13 protein-coding genes and 2 pseudogenes are annotated in these 20261 nt (G+C 70.7%); 10 read left to right on the plus strand and 5 right to left on the minus strand.

Annotated features, from left to right (window positions below):
- Position 1: 1 nt before the first annotated feature.
- Positions 2-1303, minus strand: coding sequence for a glycosyltransferase (locus tag IE106_RS26170; RefSeq protein WP_189537681.1), 1302 nt, complete (start codon positions 1301-1303; stop codon positions 2-4).
- Between the two features lie 58 nt (positions 1304-1361).
- Here IE106_RS26170 and IE106_RS26175 point away from each other — a divergent pair, with 58 nt between their 5' ends.
- The 5 genes from IE106_RS26175 to IE106_RS26195 all read left to right on the plus strand — a co-directional run bounded on the left by IE106_RS26175 (position 1362) and on the right by IE106_RS26195 (position 7755).
- Complete coding sequence (locus tag IE106_RS26175) at positions 1362-2153, plus strand: glutamate racemase (RefSeq protein ID WP_189537682.1); 792 nt, start codon at positions 1362-1364, stop codon at positions 2151-2153.
- 360 nt (positions 2154-2513) lie between these two features.
- On the plus strand, positions 2514-4211 hold the full coding sequence (gene lnt, locus IE106_RS26180) for an apolipoprotein N-acyltransferase (protein ID WP_229840779.1): 1698 nt from the start codon (positions 2514-2516) through the stop codon (positions 4209-4211).
- A gap of 10 nt (positions 4212-4221) precedes the next feature.
- A complete protein-coding gene (locus IE106_RS26185; RefSeq protein ID WP_189537683.1) occupies positions 4222-4704 on the plus strand; it encodes an NUDIX hydrolase in 483 nt (160 codons plus the stop codon).
- A gap of 55 nt (positions 4705-4759) precedes the next feature.
- A complete protein-coding gene (locus tag IE106_RS26190) occupies positions 4760-5596 on the plus strand; it encodes a 3-hydroxybutyrate dehydrogenase (RefSeq protein WP_189537684.1) in 837 nt (278 codons plus the stop codon).
- A 74-nt stretch (positions 5597-5670) separates the two neighbouring features.
- On the plus strand, positions 5671-7755 hold the full coding sequence (locus tag IE106_RS26195) for a helix-turn-helix domain-containing protein (protein WP_189537710.1): 2085 nt from the start codon (positions 5671-5673) through the stop codon (positions 7753-7755).
- Positions 7756-7806: 51 nt separating this feature from the next.
- Here IE106_RS26195 and IE106_RS26200 read toward each other — a convergent pair whose 3' ends face one another.
- Positions 7807-9186, minus strand: a complete 1380-nt coding sequence (locus IE106_RS26200) for an MFS transporter (RefSeq protein WP_189537685.1) — start codon at positions 9184-9186, stop codon at positions 7807-7809.
- 299 nt (positions 9187-9485) lie between these two features.
- Here IE106_RS26200 and IE106_RS26205 point away from each other — a divergent pair.
- Both IE106_RS26205 and IE106_RS26210 read left to right on the plus strand, forming a co-directional pair.
- A protein-coding gene (locus IE106_RS26205) for an IS5 family transposase (protein ID WP_189537686.1) occupies positions 9486-10294 on the plus strand; the annotation gives its coding sequence in 2 pieces (ribosomal slippage) (positions 9486-9833 and positions 9836-10294; 807 coding nt in all).
- Between the two features lie 15 nt (positions 10295-10309).
- Positions 10310-10705, plus strand: a pseudogene (locus IE106_RS26210) (transposase family protein); the annotation flags it as partial.
- Positions 10706-10731: 26 nt separating this feature from the next.
- Here IE106_RS26210 and IE106_RS26215 read toward each other — a convergent pair.
- From IE106_RS26215 to IE106_RS26225, 3 genes are all read right to left on the minus strand, one after another.
- Positions 10732-11481 carry a transposase family protein gene (locus IE106_RS26215; RefSeq protein ID WP_189537687.1) on the minus strand — a complete coding sequence of 250 codons (750 nt, stop codon included), beginning with the start codon at positions 11479-11481 and terminating at the stop codon, positions 10732-10734.
- A 193-nt stretch (positions 11482-11674) separates the two neighbouring features.
- Positions 11675-13267 (minus strand): trypsin-like serine protease, encoded by a 1593-nt coding sequence (locus IE106_RS26220; RefSeq protein WP_189537688.1) that lies wholly within the window; start codon positions 13265-13267, stop codon positions 11675-11677.
- 27 nt (positions 13268-13294) lie between these two features.
- A complete protein-coding gene (locus IE106_RS26225; RefSeq protein WP_229840781.1) occupies positions 13295-13804 on the minus strand; it encodes a hypothetical protein in 510 nt (169 codons plus the stop codon).
- Positions 13805-14171: 367 nt separating this feature from the next.
- Here IE106_RS26225 and IE106_RS26230 point away from each other — a divergent pair, with 367 nt between their 5' ends.
- The 3 genes and pseudogenes from IE106_RS26230 to IE106_RS26245 form a co-directional block, all read left to right on the plus strand.
- A complete protein-coding gene (locus IE106_RS26230) occupies positions 14172-17576 on the plus strand; it encodes an ALF repeat-containing protein (protein WP_268255333.1) in 3405 nt (1134 codons plus the stop codon).
- A gap of 8 nt (positions 17577-17584) precedes the next feature.
- A complete protein-coding gene (locus IE106_RS26235; protein ID WP_189537690.1) occupies positions 17585-17914 on the plus strand; it encodes a hypothetical protein in 330 nt (109 codons plus the stop codon).
- A 2099-nt stretch (positions 17915-20013) separates the two neighbouring features.
- Positions 20014-20261: pseudogene (locus IE106_RS26245) on the plus strand (D-alanine glycine permease); the annotation flags it as partial.

Genomic DNA, 20261 nt, shown 5'->3' on the forward strand with positions numbered 1-20261 from the left:
CTCACCGGTCCGCCGCCGCCCGCGGGGCGGGGTACGTACGGCCCTTCCAGGCCGCGCCCCGCCCCCGGTGGTGCCGGACCGCCGAGTCGACCGTCATCAGCAGGTAGAGGGCGGCCGTCAGCGGCAGGAGCGCGGCCGCCCACGGCGGCTGCCGGTAGTAGCGCAGCATCGGCGCGTACGTGCCCGCCATCACCGCCCACGCCGCGCCGCCCGCCCAGGCCGCCGCCGCGTCCCCGCCGCCCACCCCGATCACCAGGCACAGCGGCGGCGCCAGGTACACCAGCGTCAGCCCGGCCACCGTCGCGGCCAGCAGCGCACCGCTGTGCCGCAGCTGGGCGTACGCGCTGCGCGCCACCATCCGCCACAGGTCGGCGAGGCGCGGGTACGGCCGCACGCTCTCGACGTGCTCCGCGAGGCCCAGCCAGAGCCGCCCGCCGGCGCGGCGCACCGCACGCGCCAGGGCCACGTCGTCGATCACCGCGTCCCGGACCGCGTCCGGCACCCCGGCCCGCCCGGCCGCCTCCGTGCGCAGCAGCACGCACCCGCCCGCCGCGGCCGCCGTCCGGGCGCCGTCGCGGTTGACCCGGCGGAAGGGGTACAGCTGGCAGAAGAAGTAGACGAAGGCCGGTACGACGAGCCGCTCCCACGCGCCGGACACCCGCAGCCGCGCCATCTGCGACACGAGGTCCAGGCGGTGCGAGACGGCCGCGGCCACCAGCCGGCGCAGGCTGTCCGGGGCGTGCGCGATGTCCGCGTCGGTGAGGAGGAGGAAGTCCGGGGCGCCCTCGTCGCGCGCGCACACCACCCCGACGCCGTGCCGCACCGCCCACAGCTTGCCCGTCCAGCCGGGCTCCGGCGGCCCCGGCGACACGACCGTCAACGGCAGCCCGGTCCGGCCCGCGCCCTCCGCCCGGTCACCGCCTCCCGCCGCCCGCCTCCCGCCGTCCGCCGGGACCGCGCCGTCCGCCGGGCTCCCGGGGCGGTCCCCGCCCTCCGCCCGGCTCCCGGTGCTCGGCTCGGCCAGCGCGCGGGCCAGGTCCCCGGTGCCGTCCTCGCTGCCGTCGTCGACGAGGACGACCTCCGCCCGGCCCGGATAGTCCTGGGCCAGCAGCGACGGCAGGCTCACCGGGAGGACCTCCGCCTCGTCCCGGGCCGGGACGACGACCGCGACCGACGGCCACCGCTCCGGTTCCACCGAGCCGCGCGGCAGCCGTTGATCGGTGCGCCAGAACAGGCCCTGCCCCAGGAGCAGCCACGCCCACACCGCACAGGAGACCAGGGCGATCCACGCAATCACGCTCATCCGCCGCAGTCTGCCCCACAACGGGGCCCGGGTGAGGGCGGTCGGCTAGGGTGACCGGGTGAAGATCGCGCTCATGGACTCCGGGATCGGCCTGCTGGCGGCGGCCGCCGCGGTGCGCCGGCTGCGGCCGGACGCCCAGCTCGTGCTCTCCTCCGACCCCGACGGCGTGCCCTGGGGACCCCGTACGCCGGACGACGTGGCCGCGCGTGCCCTGGCCGTGGCCCGCGCCGCCGCCGCGCACGCGCCCGACGCCCTCGTCGTCGCCTGCAACACCGCCTCCGTCCACGCCCTGCCCGTGCTGCGCGCCGCGCTGGAGCCGGACATCCCCGTCGTGGGCACCGTACCGGCGATCAAGCCGGCCGCCTCCGGCGGCGGCCCCCTGGCCATCTGGGCGACGCCCGCCACCACCGGAAGCGCCTACCAGCGGCGGCTGATCGCCGAGTTCGCGTCCGGGGTGGACGTCACGGAGGTCCCCTGCCCGGGCCTCGCGGACGCCGTCCAGGACGCCGACGAGGAGCGGATCGACGCCGCGATCGCCGCGGCCGCCGCGCTCACCCCGCCCGCGGTGACGACCGTCGTCCTCGGCTGCACCCACTACGAGCTGGTCGAGGAGCGCATCCGAACGGCCCTGCGGCCCGTCACCGGCCGGGACGTGTCGCTGTACGGCTCCGCGGACGCCGTCGCCGCCCAGGCGCTGCGCCGCATCGGCGCGGCCCCGCTGCCGGACGCCCGCCCGGCGGCGGACGCCGGCCTGACGGTGCTCCTCAGCGGCCGCCTGTCCGCCCTCCCCGCCGTCGCCCTCGCCTACCCGGAGGGCAGGCTGCTGCAGGGCCCCGTCACGGCCGGCTGACACGGCGGACGGCCGCGCCCGGCCGCCGATCGGCCCGGGGCCCCGCCCCTCACCCGGTCGCGGCGGCCCGAGCGCCGGGGACGTGCGGGTACGCTCCGGAACACGAGGGAGCCCGAGGACCCCGGCGTCCCCGGACCGGGCACTTCACCCCCGGGCCCGTCCCGGCGTCCCCCCGGCCGGGCACCCCGCCCCGAGTCCGTCCCGGCGGTGTCCGGGACCTGGAAGGGGCACACGATCCGCCACCGCCACCACCTCCGCCGCGGGGCGCCGCCCGCCGGTCCCCGGAACCCTCCGCGCGTGCGCCGCGGGCGGAACGGTCCGGCTCCCCCCGTCACGGCGGCGCGCCGTAGACTCCGCCAGGTGAGCGCCACCATGACCCCCGTCGCCGTACCCGGACCCGCCGAACCGGAGGGGGCGCGCGGACGGCGGCTGCTCCACCGGTCGGCGCGGCCCGCCGCGGCCGCGCTGTCCGGGGCCGCCCTCTACCTGAGCTTCCCGCCCCGCCCCCTGTGGTGGCTCGCGCTCCCCGCGTTCGCCCTGCTCGGCTGGACGCTGCGCGGGCGCCGCCCGCGGGCCGGCTTCGGCCTCGGCGCCCTCACCGGCCTCGGGTTCCTGCTGCCGCTGCTGGTGTGGACCGGCGAGGAGGTGGGGCCGGTGCCGTGGCTGGCGCTCGCCGCCGTCGAGTCGCTCTTCGTCGCCGCCACCTGCCTCGGCGTCGCCGCCGTGTCGCGGCTGCCCGCCTGGCCGGTGTTCGCCGCCGCCGTGTGGGTCCTCGGCGAGGCGGTCCGCGCGCGCGTCCCGTTCGGCGGCTTCCCCTGGGGCAAGATCGCGTTCGGGCAGGCGGACGGGGTGTTCCTGCCCCTCGCCGCCGTGGGCGGCACCCCCGTCCTCGGCTTCGCCGTCGTGCTGTGCGGCTTCGGCCTGTACGAGGTGGTGCGCCTCGCCCTGGTGCGCCGCGCCACCGGCGCCCTCCCGCGCGGGCCGCTCGCCGCCGCCGCGCTGTGCGCCCTGGCCCCCGTCACCGGCGCGGCCGCCGCCCTGCCGCTGGTCTCCACCGACGCCGAGGACGGCACGGCCACGGTCGCCGCCGTCCAGGGCAACGTGCCGCGCCTCGGCCTGGACTTCAACGCCCAGCGCCGCGCCGTCCTCGACAACCACGCGCGCCGCACCGAGCAGCTCGCCGCCGACGTCGCGGCCGGCCGGGTCCCCGAGCCGGACTTCGTCCTGTGGCCGGAGAACTCCTCCGACCTCGACCCGTACCGCAACCCCGACGCCCGCGCCGTCATCGACCGCGCCGTCCGCGCCGTCGGCGTCCCGACGGTCGTGGGTGCCGTCCTCACCCCCGAGACGGGCCACCTGCGCAACACGCTCGTGCAGTGGGACCCGGCACGGGGCCCCGTGGCCACCTACGACAAGCGGCACGTCCAGCCGTTCGGCGAGTACATCCCGATGCGGTCCGTCGTACGGATCTTCGACAAGGACGTCGACCGGGTCAGCCGCGACTTCGGCCCCGGCGAGGAGGTCGGCGTCTTCGACCTGGCCGGCACCCGCGTCGGCCTCGCCACCTGCTACGAGGCGGCCTTCGACTGGGCGGTCCGCGACACCGTCACGCACGGCGCCCGGCTCCTCTCCGTCCCCAGCAACAACGCCACCTTCGGGCGCAGCGAGATGACCTACCAGCAGCTGGCCATGGACCGCGTCCGCGCCGTCGAGCACAGCCGCACCGTCGTCGTCCCCGTCACCAGCGGCGTCAGCGCGATCATCCTCCCGGACGGGCGGATCGTCCGGCAGTCGAAGATGTTCACCCCGGACGCCCTGGTCGCGCAGGTGCCGCTGCGCTCCTCGCTCACCCCGGCGACCCGCATGGGCGTCCTGCCCGAGGCAGCGCTCGCCGCGGCCGCGCTCGGCGGCCTCGGCTGGGCGGCGGCCCGCGGCGTGCGCGCACGGCGCGGTGCGGTGCGGGGCGGTGCGGCCCGGGACGGCGCGACGCGGGACGGCGCGGCCCGGGGCCGGGAGGAGACGGCGGCGGGCCCCGGAGCGGCGGCGGACCACCAGTAGGGTCGGACGCATGGCGACACCGGACTTCATCAAGGACCTCCGCGCCTTCGCGGGCCACCGCCTCCTCCTGCTGCCCGGCGTCACCGCCGTGGTCCTGGACGACGACGACCGGGTACTGCTGATGCGGCGCGTCGACGACGGCAGATGGGCACTGATCGGCGGCATCGCCGAACCGGGGGAGCAGCCGGCCGTCACCGCCGTGCGCGAGGTGCGCGAGGAGACCGGCGTCGAGTGCGTCGCGGAGCGCGTCGTCATGGTGGAGGCCCAGCCGGAGCCCGTCACGTACCCGAACGGCGACCAGTGCCAGTACACGGACATCGTCTTCCGCTGCCGCGCCACCGGCGGGGAGGCCCGCGTCAACGACGACGAGGCGCTGGACGTCGGGTGGTTCCCGGTCGACGCCCTGCCCAAGCTGCACGAGAGCCAGCTGTTCCGCATCAAACAGGCCCGCGCCGACGAACCCACATGGTTCTCCACCACGCCCAGCCACTGAAGTATGGGTCGCGACCATATGGGTGGGGGGTACGGGGCTGCCTAGGGTGCGGGACATGACCGCGCCCACGCCCCCACCCGGCCCCGCCACCGGACCGGGCCCCCACACCGCGCCCGCACCCCGCCCCGTGGCGCTGGACCTCGCGGGCCGCACCGCGCTCGTCACCGGGGCCGCCGGCGGCATCGGCCGCGCCTGCGCCCTGCGGCTCGCCGCGGCCGGCGCCGCGGTCCGGGCGGTCGACCGGGACGCGGACGGACTCGACGCCCTGGCCGGACGGGCCCGCGGCCTGCCGGGCCCGGTCCTGCCGCACGTCCTCGACCTCACCGACCTGGACGCCGCGGAGGAGGCCGCGGCCGGCGTCGACGTCCTCGTCAACAACGCCGGGCTCCAACTCGTACGCCCCCTGGAGCAGTTCCCGCCCGACGTCTTCCACACGGTCCTCACCGTCATGCTGGAGGCACCGTTCCGCCTCATCAGGGGCGCGTTGCCGCACATGTACGACCGGGGGTGGGGCCGCATCGTCAACCTCTCCTCCGTCCACGGGCTGCGCGCCTCTGCTTTCAAGTCCGCTTATGTGGCCGCCAAACACGGTTTGGAGGGGCTGTCCAAGACCGCCGCCCTCGAAGGCGCCCCGCACGGCGTCACCTCCAACTGCGTCAACCCCGGCTATGTGCGCACCCCACTCGTCGAACGGCAGATCACCGACCAGGCGGCCGCCCACGGCATCCCGCCGGAACGCGTCCTCACCGACGTCCTGCTCCGGGACACGGCCGTGAAGCGGCTCGTCGAACCGGCCGAGGTCGCCGAGGCCGTCGCCTACCTCTGCACCCCGCAGGCCGCCTTCATCACCGGCACCTCACTGGCCCTGGACGGCGGCTGGACCGCCCACTGACCGACCCCCGAGGCGGCCGGGCGGTCGTCCGCAGGGCTGGTGCACCCCGACGGAGGACGGGTATCCCTGTGACCATGTCCGGAGAACAGCAGGCGCGGCACCCCCACGGGCAGGGCTCCTACCTGGAGCTCCTCGCCCGGGGCGCGGCCGTCGAGGCGTACGACAGGCCCGTGCTCCTGGCCCGGGCGGACGGTGCGGACGCCGCGACGCTCGCCGAGCTGGAGCGGGCCAAACAGCTCGCGCTGCGCGTGCGCGCCGAACTGGAGGGGCGCCGCCGCCGCGAGGCCGAGCTGTCCGCCCTCTTCGAGACGGCCCACGACCTGGCCGGCCTGCGCGACCTCGACGCGGTGCTCCGCGCCATCGTGCAGCGCGCCCGCTCGCTGCTCGGCACCGAGGTCGCGTACCTGAGCCTGAACGACCCGGTCGCGGGCGACACGTACATGCGGGTCACCGACGGCTCCGTCTCGGCCCGCTTCCAGCAGCTGCGCCTCGGCATGGGCGAGGGACTCGGCGGCCTCGTCGCCCAGACGGCCCGCCCGTACGTCACGGACGACTACTTCCACGACGACCGGTTCCAGCACACGCGCACCATCGACGCGGGCGTGCACGACGAGGGCCTGGTGGCGATCCTCGGCGTGCCGCTCACCCTGGGCAGCCAGGTCATCGGCGTCCTGTTCGCCGCGGACCGCCGCGCCCGCGTCTTCGAACGCGGACAGGTCGCCCTCCTCGGCTCGTTCGCCGCGCACGCGGCGGTCGCCATCGACACGGCGAACCTCCTGGCGGAGACCCGTACGGCACTGACCGAGCTGGAGCGGGCCAACGGCATCATCCGCGACCGCAGCGGCGTCATCGAACGGGCCTCGGAGGTCCACGACCGGCTCACGGAACTGGTCCTGCGCGGCGGCGGCGTCCGGGACGTGGCGGACGCGGTGTCGGAAGTCCTGGGCGGCACGGTCGAGTTCACCGAGTCCCGGCAGCCGAGGGCGTCCGCCGACGGGCGCGCGGTCCGGCACGGCGACGCGTGGGTGGCGGCCGTGTCGGCGGGCGGCGAGGTGTTCGGCGCGCTGGTCCTGCGCGGCAACAGCCGCCTCGACCCCGTCGACCGGCGGACCCTGGAGCGCGCCGCGATGGTCACCTCCCTGCTGCTCCTCGCCCACCGCTCGGCGGGCGAGGCCGAACAGCGCGTACGGGGCGAGCTGCTGGACGACCTGATCGACACCCCCGACCGCGACCCCCGCCTCCTGAAGGACCGCGCGGCGCGCCTCCACGCGGACTTCGACGTACGGCACGTGGTGCTGGCCGCGCGGCTGGACCGCCCGGACGCCGCGACGCCGCCCGGCGAGGCCGCGCCCGCCGCCCAGGACACGGCCGGGGCGGCCCCCGGCCACCCCGCCCCGGCCCCCTCCGGCAAGGAGGCGGGCACCGCCGGGCGGAGCCGCGCGGCGGCCGGCCGGGGCCAGGCCCCCGCCGGCGTCACGGCCGGCGTCACGGCCGGCCGCCCCGGGCCGGCCCCCGCCGCGGCACGGGCGCACGCGGACCGGCAGCGGCTCTGGTCGGCGGCCTCGCACCTGGCGGCGACCCGCCGCGGCCTGGCGTCGACGCGCGACGGCGGCACGGTCCTGCTGCTGCCGCTGGGCCCGGACGAGACGGCCGCCGACGTGGCCCGCCGCACCGCGCTGGACCTCGGCCGCACCCTGCGCGAGCCGGTCACCGTCGGCGCGTCCGCCCCGGCGCAGGCGCCCGCCGCCGAACCCGCCGCCATCGGCCCCGCGTACGCGGAGGCCCGCCGCTGCCTGGACGCCCTGGCCCTGCTGGGCCGCGCGGGCGAGGGGGCGGCCGCCGACGACCTGGGCTTCCTGGGGCTCCTCCTCGCCGACACCCGCGACATCGACGGCTTCGTGGAACGCACGATCGGCCCGGTCGTCGCCTACGACCGGCGCCGCGGCACGGACCTGGTGCGCACCCTCGACGCGTACTTCGCCGCCGGGACGAGCCCGGCCCGCACCAAGGACGTCTTGCACGTCCACGTCAACACCGTCGCCCAGCGCCTGGAGCGCATAGCCCGGCTGCTGGGCGGCGACTGGCAGTCCCCGGACCGGTCCCTGGAGATCCAGCTGGCCCTGCGGCTGCACCTGATGTCCCCGGCGCTGACCCGCTGAGGCACCGCCCGGCCGCGCACCCGGCGCGGCCGGAGGGGTCCCCTCACTCGCTCACCGCTCGGCGTCCGCCGGCACGGGCACGCTCGCCTCCCGCTCCTCGTCCCCCTCGGCGAGGTCCCGGTTGCGGGTCTCCCGGGCGCAGACCACGGCGACGACCGTGAGCAGCGCGGCGGCGATCACGTACAGGGAGATCGGCGTCGAGCTGTCGTACTCGGCGAGCAGCGCGGTCGCGATGAGCGGGGCCGGCGCACCGGCCGCGACGGACGCGAACTGGGCGCCGATCGACGCGCCCGAGTACCGCATCCGCGTCGCGAACATCTCCGCGAAGAACGCCGCCTGCGGCGCGTACATGGCACCGTGCAGGACGAGCCCGACCGTCACGGCGAGCAGCAGGTACCCGAAACCGCCCTGGTCGACGAGGGCGAAGAACGGGAACATCCACAGGCCCACGCCGACCGCGCCCACGAGGTAGACGGGCCGCCGCCCGATGCGGTCGGACAGGGCCCCCCAGCCGGGGATGACGGCGAAGTGCACGGCGGAGGCGATCAGCACGGCGTTGAGCGCGGCCTGCTTGCCGAGCCCCGCGGAGGTGGTGGCGTACACGAGGATGAAGGCGGTGACGACGTAGTAGCTGATGTTCTCCGCCATGCGGGCGCCCATGGCGATCAGCACGTCGCGCCAGTGGTGCCGCAGCACGGCGACGAGCGGCGTCCGCTCCGCCTCCGCCTCCGGGGCGGCGGCCCTGCGCGCCTCGGCGCGCTCCAGCGCGGCCTTGAAGACGGGCGACTCGTCGACGGAGAGCCGTATCCACAGCCCGACCAGGACGAGCACCCCGGACAGCAGGAACGGCACGCGCCACCCCCACGACGTGAACGCGGCGTCGGACAGCAGCGCGGTCAGCGCGGCCAGCACCCCGGTCGCGAGCAACTGCCCGGCGGGCGCCCCGGTCTGCGGCCACGACGCCCAGAACCCGCGCCGCTCGGCGTCCCCGTGCTCCGACACGAGCAGCACGGCCCCGCCCCACTCGCCCCCCAGCGCGAACCCCTGCACCAGCCGCAGCACCGTCAGCAGCACGGGCGCGGCGCTCCCGATGGACGCGTGGGTCGGCAGCAGCCCGATGGCGAAGGTCGCCCCGCCCATCAGCAGCAGGCTCAGCACGAGCAGCTTCTTCCGCCCGAGCCGGTCCCCGTAGTGCCCGAACACCAGCGCCCCGAGCGGCCGCGCGGCGAACCCCACGGCGTACGTGAGGAACGACAGCAGCGTCCCGACGAGCGGATCCGAGTCGGGGAAGAACAGCGTGTTGAACACGAGGGCCGCGGCGGACCCGTAGAGGAAGAAGTCGTACCACTCGATGGTGGTCCCGATGAGACTCGCGGCGACGATGCGCTTGAGGCTGGCGGGGGCGGGAGGAGCGCTTGCGGGCGACGACATCGGCACCACTTCCTGGTGGTCGACGGGGACGTTACGGTGACGCCACACCGTAGGAACGGGCAGGTCAGAGGCGTATGTGGCGGGACACCATAGTTCTGCGTGCCGATGTGCGCGTGGCCACTATGGAGGCACTTGCGGGCGGGCGGCCGGAGCCCTTCGAGAGCTCGGGGCGGCCCTGAAGGGGGCTGTCTGAGTTGCACCGTTCGAGCGCGATTTGGCGGTGCTGTGCTGACTCCCGTGCTGGTTCGGTGCTGACTAAGACGTCGTTTCTAATGGTGTGATCGCTCGTTGAGCCGAACATGACGGATCTGATCGAGCGGCTGGCCCCAGACGAGTTGTGGACGCTGTTTCGGCGGGTGGTCCCACCGACGGAGGTCATACGCCCGCAGGGCGGCGGCCGCCGACGAGCCGGGGACCGCGAGTGCTTGGCGGCGATCATCTTCGTGGCCACCTCGGGCTGCACCTGGCGGCAATTGCCGCCGGTGTTCGGGCCGGCTTGGCCCACCGTCTACCGGCGCTTCGCCCAGTGGAGCCGAGAGCGGGTGTGGGCCAGGCTGCACTGGGTGCTCCTCGACGAACTCGGCGCTCGGGGCGAGCTGGACTGGTCGCGGTGCGCCATCGACTCCGTCAGCGTCCGGGCGGCAAAAGGGGGCCACTGACCGGACCGAATCCGACCGACCGCGGCAAGAGCGGATCGAAAATCCATCTGATCACAGACCGCAACGGACTGCCCCTGTCGCTGGGCATCTCCGGCGTCAACACCCACGACAGCCTCGGCCTGCAACCGCTCGTGCGCGGAATCCCGTCCATCCGCTCCCGCCGCGGACCGCGCCGCCGACGCCCGGCCAAGCTCCACGCAGACAAGGGCTACGACTACGACCACCTGCGCCGATGGCTGCGCAGGAGAGGCATCCGGCACCGCATCGCCCGCAAAGGCATCGAGTCCTCCACCCGGCTGGGCCGACACCGCTGGGTCGTCGAGAGAACGGTCTCCTGGCTGGCCGGATGCCGAAGGCTGCACCGCCGCTACGAGCGAAAGGCCGAGCACTTCCTGGCCTTCGTCGGCATCGCCACAGCCCTCATCAGCTACCGCCGACTCACCAACTGAAACGACGTCTTACTCGGGCAACACAAATGTCACGGCATGAACGTCCAGGCTCTCACCGATCCCTTCGGGCGGCTGCTGTGGGCCTCACCGGCCCTGCCTGGATCGACCCACGACCTGACCGCCGCCCGCACCCACGGCATCGTCGACGCGCTCACCGACGCCGACCTCGAGTGCTTGGCTGACAAGGCGTATCAAGGTGCCGGTGGTTCTATCCGAGTACCCTTCCGCGGCCGTCGCCTCAAGTGGTGGCAGCATCGGCACAACAGCACCCACGCCAAGTTCCGCTACCTCGGCGAGCAGGCCATGGCCACCCCGAAGGGCTGGCGCCTCCTGTGAAAGCCCCGCTGCAGCACCAACCGCATCACCGCGATCATCCAGGCCGTCCTTGCCCCTCACCACGCCTCGGCGTGAGGCTGGAAAAGGCTCAGTGAGCATTTTCAGCGTTGGCGCTCCAGGGCGAGGACGGCTGCGGCGATGGCCGTCATGCGGTTGGGGCTACAGCGGGCTTTGCGGAAGATGCGCCAGGACTTGAGCCGCGCGACGCTTCGTTCGACCGGCGCTCGCGCCGCTGACAAGGCCCGGTTGATCGCCTGCTCGGCCGTAGTGAGGTCCTGGTTCGGGAGCCGTCTGATCGGTGTGATTACCCAGGGGCCGGCCCCGGTGCAGGCACGGTCGGCGAGGACGGGGACGCCCTGGCGTTCGCAGATCCGGATGATGCGGTGGGCGCGGGCGGCGGTCAGGTCGTGCGTGCGGCCGGGCAGGGCGGGTGAGATCCACAGCAGGTTGCCCGCGAGATCGGCTACGACCTGCACGTTCATAGCGTGACAGCGGTGCTTCTGGGAGAAGTCCGCCAGGTTGTCGCCGACACGGTCACACTCGGCGAGCGTCCCGTCGAACAGGACGTAATCCGGATCGGCCTCGCGCAGGACCCGCAGGAGGCCCGGCGCCCGGCCGGACAGGTGCTGGACGACGGCTTGGACGTAAGCGTGGGCGGTGCCGACGGATATGCCGAAGCCGGCGGCGATCTGCGCGAGCGTGTCGTGCCGGCGAAGGTAGACCAGGCCTACCAGGGCACGCTGGTGGGGCGGCAGCTTGCAGCGGCGGCCACCCTCGCGAGTGACGATGAGCATGGATACCCACTCGACCAGAGTGTGAGGCAGGTCGAGTGCGGCAGGATGGGGCACCAACAGGGGTCCTGGGCCAATGGGTTGAGACTTCGAACACCTCTCTCAACGGCGCGAGAGCCCTGTGCGTTGCGGTCCTCATCCTGACTCGGCCTGGGTCACTCGATCAGTGGCCACTCTGAAAGAGCTCAGTGATTCAGGCAAGTGTGGGGGTAGGCGGGACACCGTACCCCCACATACACGTCACTGACGCGGTTTAGTTTGCTGAGGCGGTGGTTGGCCACATCAGGCGGCCGGGGGCGAGGGCTCCGCTGGCATCGCCGGCGTACCAGTACAGCCCTCCAGCGTTAACTCGGCCAAGGAGGTCGCCCTTGCGGTCACCATTGACATCGCCAGCAAGGACGGTCTTCATTCCAGACCAGCTGGTGTCGTGCCACAGAAGACGGGCTGCGCCCAGCTTGCGTTCGGCATTGCCCGGGTAAAGGTGGAGCTTGCCGTCTTGAGCCACAGCGATGACATCGTCGTAGATGTCGCCGTTCATGTCGCCAGCAGCGATGAGGCGCTTGTTCCAGGTCTTGTCCGGCCACAGCGTGACCCGCCCACCGGTCAAAGCACCGCTAGCCTGACTCGGATAGCCGAGGAGAGAACCATCGGCCGCCTGCACGATGATGCCGTCTCGGCCTGTCCCGTCCACCTTGTATCGATCCATGGGGCGCGAGCTGTCCCAGGTGTTGTCGCTCCACATCGACCGAGCGGCGCCGAGCTTGGTGTCGTGTCCCGTCCCTGGGTATAGCAGGAGTGCACCAAGCGGCGAGATAGCCGCGATGTCAGCCTTCCCGTCTCCATTGAAGTCGCCGCCCACGATCTTGGTGACACGACCCCAGCCCTTGTCGTGCCAGAGTTCACGGCCGTACTGCAGGGCACCATCGGCGCGCCCATAGAACGCGTGGAGGGAGCCGTCGGTAAGTACCGTAGCGATGTCCTGGCGGCCATCACTGTTGAAGTCGGCCACAGTCATGACGTCACTGACTTGCTGCACCAACGGAGCCAGTCGCAGCTGCTGGATCCATGGGGCGACATCGTCTACTCGGGTCGACAGTGCTCCTGTGCGGGTCTCTGTCTCGCCGAGGCAGCCGCCCTGCCAGGAGCGGACGTTAATCCCCACGATTTCAAATGCGCTGTCCTTCGGACGGAGGAGGGGGCCGCCGGTGTCACCCTTGCAGATGGCGTCGCTCGAGGTCCTGCCAGTGATACTGATGGTTGTGCTTGAGACCGCCTCTGCGCTGAAGGTCGCGGTGTGGAGCTTGCGAGGGATCCACTCGCTTTGAGTGCGACCATACCCGGCTGCCCCAAGAATGTCGCCGGCCGCAGGCGGCGTGGTGCTGAGCGGAACCGGGCTGATGGCGCTGGTGGGCGTGGCGAGCCGAGCCATGACTAGGTCGCGCCCCGGGTGGGGGACGAGCTGGGGGATCTCGGTGACGTGGCCAGCAGTGGTGGTCAAGTCTTGACGGCCGATGGTTGCGACTGCCTTGAGAGCCGGGCTGCCCGGGGCAAGGGTGCCTTCTCCGCCAGTGAAGCAGGAGGCTGCCGTCAAGACCCACTGGCTGTCGACGAGAGCACCGGAGCAGGCACGTACGGCGTCGCCCTCACCGATCTGTATCTTCGCGGTGAAGGCATAAGTGTCACCGGTGACCGTAGTGCCACTAACAGCGTGCACGGAGGTGCCGCCCAGGGCAACGGGCGTGATGACGGCGATTGCAGTGAACGAGCCCAGCCAGGCGGAGTAGCGCCGGTGTGCACGAGTAGTGCCGGGCAAGTGCGTGACATTACGGGGGGTTAGTGTAGGCACGGGGGTTCCTTAACTCAATTGTAATCGTCAGCCGGTGACACGGATTTCGACAAGCACCGAGCGAAGGCCGATGTCACCCGTTTCACCAACTGGCTGATAATGGTTGGCCGGCACATCGACGACCGTCTCCGCGCCTGCTGCGGTGAGGGTCGCCTGCACGGGGTGATTCTCGGTCCACACCCCCCAGGCGTCGGGCAATTCCAGTGTGAGGTAGCCCGACTGTGCGGTGGCGTTGAAGCAATAACCCCCGTTATCGAGACGCGACTCGATCTTGATGTTCCATGCCTGTACGCACGGCACCAGTGTTATGTTGCCGTCCCCACGCTTCAGCGTTATGCCGCGTTCCTGGAGGATGCGGGAGGCGCCTGGGTAGGTGTAACCCTCCAGCGCCAACGGCATATCGGCGGCGGATTCTGCTGAGGGGGTGCTCGGTGCCACCGCCTGCGCGCCGGTCGTCAAAGTCACGGCTCCAAGTGATGTCGCCAGAAGCCCTGAAGCCGCCAGTAGGAGCGCCTTGCAGGCACGTGACATCGCCATGTGTGTCCTCCTCGTGAAGATGGTCAGCGGAGTGACCCCATCCGCTCGATGAAAGTAAAGCACATGTAAGGTTTCCGTGAACGTGGCGTCAGATGACGTGCGCCAGAGGGGTGTAGGCAGATAGGCGCATCAAGCCGCACCCATATGTCCGTATTTGCTTCCGCTTCGCTCCATCCTGAGCTCGGTATCGCCACAGATGCCAGCTTCGGATGGTGTGTATGCGGCATGCGCATGCCCGAGTGGGCAGCAGATGGAGGAACGGCTCGTGTATCGAGTCTCAAGCGTCCTACGTGTAGGTCGCAGACAAGCAGGCAGGCGCAGAAAGGCCAGCCTGCGTCGTACCCTCACCGTGGGCCTGTCCGCGGTCATGGTGACGGGCCTTCTGGGAACGCCGCCCGCCTCGGCAACATTTGACGATGAGTTCACCCAAGTATCCCCTCGGTCCTTGGCGGTCGACTCGTGGAGACAAGGTGGAGTCGGAGTTCGAGAGGCAGCCGAGCGGGCGCTCCTTGGGACCGATGAGGACGTGCAAAGGTTCCTCGCCGATAAGGAATCACTTCAGCTGGCGGACGACCGCGTAGATGCCAGTCGCATCTTGAACATGGGCGGTCCGGCGGTGCGCGCCGCAGCCAGGCAAGCTCTGCAGGGCACACCGGAGCAGCTGCAGTCCTTTCTAGAGAACGGATGGAAGGTCCCCTACCAGCAAGACCGGCGCGTCGAGGTATCCCGAATTATCAACCTCGGCGGCGTCGGGGTGCAGGACGCCGGAAAGGCAGCGCTCAGCGGCACACCCGACGATGTGGAGAAGTTCCTCGACTCGGATCAATACGTCGCACGCGAAGCCGATGACCGCGTCCAGACATCGAAGATCTATAATTCAGGCGGCCCGAACGTGAAGGCCGCCGCCAAGCTGGCGCTTCAGGGCACCTATCACGACGTGGTCGAATTCCTCGAGGTGGGCCAGTTCGTCGCCCGCAATCGGGACCAGGAACACTCGACAATCGCGCAGCTTACTGCCCAAGCCAAGCAAGCAGGAAAGCAGGCCGAGGATGCAACAAAGTCTGCGCAGGAAGCCTCTCAGCGGGCAATCGCGGCCGCCGAACTAGCCAAGCAGGCTGCGCAGAAAGCCGCCGCCGAGACCCAGGCCGCTAAGGAAGATGCCGCCCGCGCCGCGGTGAAGGCAAAGCAGGCGGCCAGCGCCGCCAGGGCCGCCGCCGACGCCGCGCAAACCGCCATCAACGCGGCCAGCGCGGCCAACCGGTCGGCGCGCCTCGCCGCCCTGGCGGCCGCGCAGACCGCGAGCGCAGCCGCAGCCGCCGCTGATGCGGCCAACCGTGCCTACAACGCCGCGATCGCCGCAGGCAAGGACAAGGACCAGGCAGCAAGCGCCGCTACCCAGGCCAAGGCCGCACGCGCTGCCGCCAACCTCGCCACCCAAGCAGGAGTTGCCGCAGAGCAGGCTGCTCACGCCTCCCTTGCGGCCGCAACAGCCGCAGCAGCGTCCCGCAGCGCGAGCGGCCACGCCGATCTGGCCGCCGATGCAGCCGACGAGGCAGCCGGTTACGCCGACGCAGCCGGAGTCTCCTCCGCGGAGGCCAGGGCAGCGGCCGCAGAGACCCGTCGACACGCGAACGAAGCTGACAGGGCCGCCACCGCCGCCGAGAACCTGGCTCGTAAGTCTGCTGCCGCCGCCCTGGAAGCACGTGACGCAGCAAACTCCGCCGCAGCGCACGCGAACAATGCCGCAGCCGCCGCCGAGGAGGCAGCCGCCCACGCCGGACAAGCAGCGAACTACGCCGTGCAGGCGACCAAGCAGGCCAACGCGGCAAAGCTCGCCGCTGACGCAGCGACAGCAGCCGTCGCCACCGCGCAGAAGACATTCGATATCGCCCGGGAGACGGAGGCCGAGGACCTGGCTACCCGTACTGCGGCCGCCATCGAGCACGCGCGGTCACAGAAAACCGCCACGGAGAGCTTCACCGAGCTTGCCGCTAGCACCGTGGTAGAGGGCAAGGCGATCGAGGATGACACCAGGGCCTTGGCCGCCGAGGCAGCCAAGCCGGCCACGGACGTTTCAGCCCTGGCTACCAAGGGCCGTGCGGTGGCGCTCCGCGCATTCAAGTACTTCGGGTCCTGGCGCCAGGAAGCGGCCGCACAGGCCCTTGCCGGGACCGATGCGGAGGTCCTCGCCTACCTCCGGACAGGTTCGCAGGAGGCACAGCTGGCCGAGGTCCGCCAGCAAGTCGTCAACCTCGCTTCCGCCAGCCCGTACCCTTCCGTGCGGACCGCTGCAGCTGAAGCTTTGACGGTCGGTGACGAGCAGTCCTTCTATGCCGCTGGCCAGTACACGGTCGGCCTCGCCGACTACCGCGTGAAGGTCTCACAGATCCACAACACCGGCGGCACAAGTGTTCGAGAAGCAGCCGAAGCAGTCCTCGCGGAGGGTAGTCCCCAGGAACTGCTGGCTTTCATCAACTCGGGTCAGTACATCGCCCAGCACGCGGACGAGCGGGTCACAGCGAGCCAGCTAGTCAATAGCGGCACGCCCGAGGTGAAATCAGCGGCCCTCACCGCCCTGAGCGGGCCAGTTGACCGGCTGCACGACTTTGTTCGCACCGGCCGGTACATGGCTGAACGCAAGGACAGTCTGGCCGCAACGCACATCGCCCAGGTACAGCGACTCATCGCTGAAGGCGGGCTCATTGCCGCAAAGGCTCATCAGAACCGATGGCTCGCCGCGAAGGCGGCTGCCGAAGCCAACCAGGCCGCTGCCGAAGCTGACGTAGCGGCCGCTGAAGCCCTCAAGAGCGCAGACCTCGCCTCTACTTACGCAACCCAGGCCGACGCAGCCGCAGACCGGGCCGCGGCCAGTGCCGCCAAGGCCGCACAATCCGCCGCCACCGCTCGAAGCGCGGCTCACAGGGCAGCCCAGGACGCAGTCGCTGCCGAGGAAAGCGCCGCTCAGGCCGAGTTCTCGGCCCGCTACGCCCGTTCCTCTGCGGTCAGCGCCAAGGAGGCCGCGGACGAAGCGCGCGCCTCAGCCCTCGCCGCAGGCAAAAGCGTTCAGGAAGCCGAAGCTGCCGCTTCCAGCGCCTGGAACCACGTTGTCCAGCTTCGGGAAGCTGCGGAAGCCGCAGCACGGCGCGCGGCGGAGGAGCAGCGCGAGCAGGCAAGAGAAAAGGAACCCACCAAGCCGCCTTGCTACCTGCACCCGACCCGGGACCACCTCCCACTGTGCGCGCTGGCAGGGCAACCAATAGAGACACCGCCGATCGACCCCGTCATGAAGGAAATCTTCTGGACCGTGACGGGGCTGAACGACGCCAAGGAGTGCGCTAAGGATCCAGGTCTTGGAAAGTGCGCCATGCTGGCCATGGCCGTCCTTCCCATCGGGAAGATTCGTCTTCTTGGCGATGCCGCCGATGGCGTCAAGTACCTGGCCCGCAGCACTCGAGCAGGACGCCTCGGGCAACTCAAGAACGTTGTCCTGAAGGACGGAAACCCGCTCGGTTATGAGGACAGTCCCGGGGTGCGGATTATCACGCCCGACGAACTCCAGCAGGTGGCTGCCTCCCTTCGACGTGACCTAGGCGAGCCTGACATGGTCAAGGATGTGCCCGGCAAGGGTACGATCGAAGTATGGGAGCTAGACGGCGGCAACGTAAACTTCCGCAACTTCAGCGGGTCGGGCGGCAGTGGTGACTGGACAATCGACTTCTCGAAGGAACTCAAGGAGCTACTCGGCTTCAAGCGATACCACGCAAAGCACTAGGAAGATCAATGACTGAAGCGTCTTACGCCGAGGAACTGGAATATCTCATCGAGTACGCACGCTCGGCGCCACTCTACTTCTCGCCCCTACGGGATGCGGCCGAGACGGTCGCGGGTAAAGGCAGTACCGAGGATCAGATCCAGGCAGCCACGCTGCGTCTAATCAGCGACATGCTGGACCAAGGAGTGCGTATCGGCGACATGAGCCCCCGCAAGGGTGAGGATGTCCTGCCGTGGAACCTCTCAAAAGAGGAAGCCTTGCAGCGCGTGGCGAAAGAGATGCGCCAGTACGACAATCCAATCGATTTCATCGATATCTGCTGGTTCACCGCACCCTGAAGCACGTTACCGCCGTTCCTCGGTAACTACTGCTTGAGCGCATTCGCGACCTGAATGCCCCGCCCTTGCAGGCGGGGCATTCAGCTCAGATGGGACTGGATAACTGAGCCGTGCCGGCGTACACGTGAACGTTCCCACCCGTGTACTGATGAAAAGGGACAGTTGTTGATGCGTTGAGACCTGTTGCTCGGCACTCTGCTGCTTGGTCGGTGAGAGGCGGCGGAAGGCGGTTGACGATGGTCCTGGATCCGCATCGATGGTTGGAACTGCGGCGCTTCCGGAGTCTGGTGGAGTCCGGGGCGATCAGCCTCTCGGAGGTGGCCTGGGAGACCGGGCTGGACCGGAAGACGGTCCGCAAATATCTGTCGCTCGGCCTGCCCCACCGTGGCGGCTGCTGCGGAAGCTCCGGTACAGCACGACCTGTATCACCGACACAGTGAAGGCCGTCCTGGTCCTCTGCCTCGCTACTGCAGAAGCTCTTCGGCGCTGGCCTCGTTGCCGAGCCGTGATGCTCCAAGTGCAGCGCGCCGAGGTGGGGCGAACCTGACCAGATGACGGCACAGAAGCCCGCTGAGTAGCGGGGCATGCGATCCCGCGTGCGACCCCCATGAGCGGACGAAAGAACGCGGTGGCGTCACCAGCCTTTGGTCCCAAGGCCAGTTGGGAAGAACTGGTTCCCGGCGGACGTAACGTGGCGGCGCGAACCAGATCGCCGAGGAGGGCGGTGCGGTGGTATTGGAGCAAATTTGAACGACAGTGAGGTCGTCCCGTTGCCGAAGTTACGTGGAGGCGTCGAGCCCGGCCGCGCTGTCGCCGCACGTTCACCACAGTCGCCCAGGTGAGAAAGGAGCAAGAGAGAAGGGCAGGAGTGGATTCCAGGCTTTTCGCGGCGATGGGACGGCGCCCAGCTGCGGCAGGAGCTAGGTGACGTCGTAGCGATTGCCACCAGTGAGCGCGATGCCCAGCGGCTTGAGGACACCCGGTCGAGCGCCGGCGGCGACGCGTGCCGCCAGCCCGCTGCCAAGCATGGGAGTTCGATCCGGGCGGGTTACTGTGAGTGACTCATGGCGGCGGCACGTGGGGAGACCTGCAATCCGCGATCCCGGTCGCCCCTCGGCCCCAGTCAGCACGAGAATAGCCAGTGCTGGTTCGGCGCTGACTTTTGAGGGTCAGTGACGCGAAAACCGCAGGTCGTAGCTCTGGCCGGATGAGTTGTCGTACCACTCGATGGTGGTCCCGATGAGACTCGCGGCGACGATGCGCTTGAGACTGGCGGGGGCGGGAGGAGCGCTTGCGGGCGACGACATCGGCACCACTTCCTGGTGGTCGACGGGGACGTTACGGTGACGCCACACCGTAGGAACGGGCAGGTCAGAGGCGTATGTGGCGGGACACCATAGTTCTGCGTGCCGATGTGCGCGTGGCCACTATGGAGGCACTTGCGGGCGGGCGGCCGGAGCCCTTCGAGAGCTCGGGGCGGCCCTGAACGGGCTGCCGCACGCCGGGGTCGAGGCGCCGGGCGGCGAGGGTGGCTCGGATGTTCGTCCCGTCGCCCTCGTACACGAGCGCCGGCGGCCGCCGCCCGGGCCCCTTCCGCCGACTCCGGTACCGATTCGGTGGGCCGGTGCGGCGTCGCCACAGACGATCACATGACCGGCCGGGTGGGCGGAGGAGGGCTGAGGGGTGGCGAGCGAAGGCACCTGCGTAGCGTGCCTCGCCGACGCATGATCCCCGCAGCGTTCTTCTCGGTCCGGTCCACCACCGGTCACCTGAGTGTCCGATGAACGGATCTCGCTCTCCTGATAACGGTCTTGTTTCGTTCGCTGGGATTTTCGAACATTACTGATGGTTATGTGATTTGCGTCACTAAGGAATGTGTGAGGCGCGTGGTAGAACTGCGCAACTCCGCAGGTGACACCACCCCTCGTCGACCTCGGAGGTGTCGGCACACAGGCCGACTGCACGACCAGGGTGATCACTGTCCGCGTCCACGGGCACCACCTAGGGTCGCCGATCGGACAACGGCGTTCGCTCAAAGACCGCACACCTTCCCGGCGCAACCTTCCATGCGCCGGTACTGCGCCATCGAGGTAGCCACAGTGTCACTCGACTCCATCACCACGTCCGTCGACGAAGCCGTCAGCGGGTTCTTCGAGCCCATAGCCACCTGGCTCGGGGAAGTCGTCTTCTACTCCGTCCCCGTCGCGGGGACGGAGCTCCCGCTCATCGTCGCCTGGCTCGTCGTGGCCGGCCTGGTCTTCTCGGCCTGGTTCGGGCTCGTCCAGATCCGCAAGTTCAAGCTCGCCGTCGACGTGGTGCGCGGCAAGTACGACGAGAAGGGGTCGGC

Source organism: Streptomyces roseolilacinus, from assembly GCF_014649335.1.
Classification (GTDB): Bacteria; Actinomycetota; Actinomycetes; order Streptomycetales; family Streptomycetaceae; genus Streptomyces; species Streptomyces roseolilacinus.

Excerpts from the sequence above, each read along its gene's own strand:
- IE106_RS26225 (WP_229840781.1), bottom strand. The coding sequence starts at position 13,804 with ATGGCGATGTCACGTGCCTGCAAGGCGCTCCTACTGGCGGCTTCAGGG.
- IE106_RS26190 (WP_189537684.1), top strand. The coding sequence starts at position 4,760 with ATGACCGCGCCCACGCCCCCACCCGGCCCCGCCACCGGACCGGGCCCC.
- IE106_RS26200 (WP_189537685.1), bottom strand. The coding sequence starts at position 9,186 with ATGTCGTCGCCCGCAAGCGCTCCTCCCGCCCCCGCCAGCCTCAAGCGC.
- IE106_RS26185 (WP_189537683.1), top strand. The coding sequence starts at position 4,222 with ATGGCGACACCGGACTTCATCAAGGACCTCCGCGCCTTCGCGGGCCAC.
- IE106_RS26195 (WP_189537710.1), top strand. The coding sequence starts at position 5,671 with ATGTCCGGAGAACAGCAGGCGCGGCACCCCCACGGGCAGGGCTCCTAC.
- IE106_RS26235 (WP_189537690.1), top strand. The coding sequence starts at position 17,585 with ATGACTGAAGCGTCTTACGCCGAGGAACTGGAATATCTCATCGAGTAC.
- IE106_RS26230 (WP_268255333.1), top strand. The coding sequence starts at position 14,172 with ATGGTGACGGGCCTTCTGGGAACGCCGCCCGCCTCGGCAACATTTGAC.
- IE106_RS26170 (WP_189537681.1), bottom strand. The coding sequence starts at position 1,303 with ATGAGCGTGATTGCGTGGATCGCCCTGGTCTCCTGTGCGGTGTGGGCG.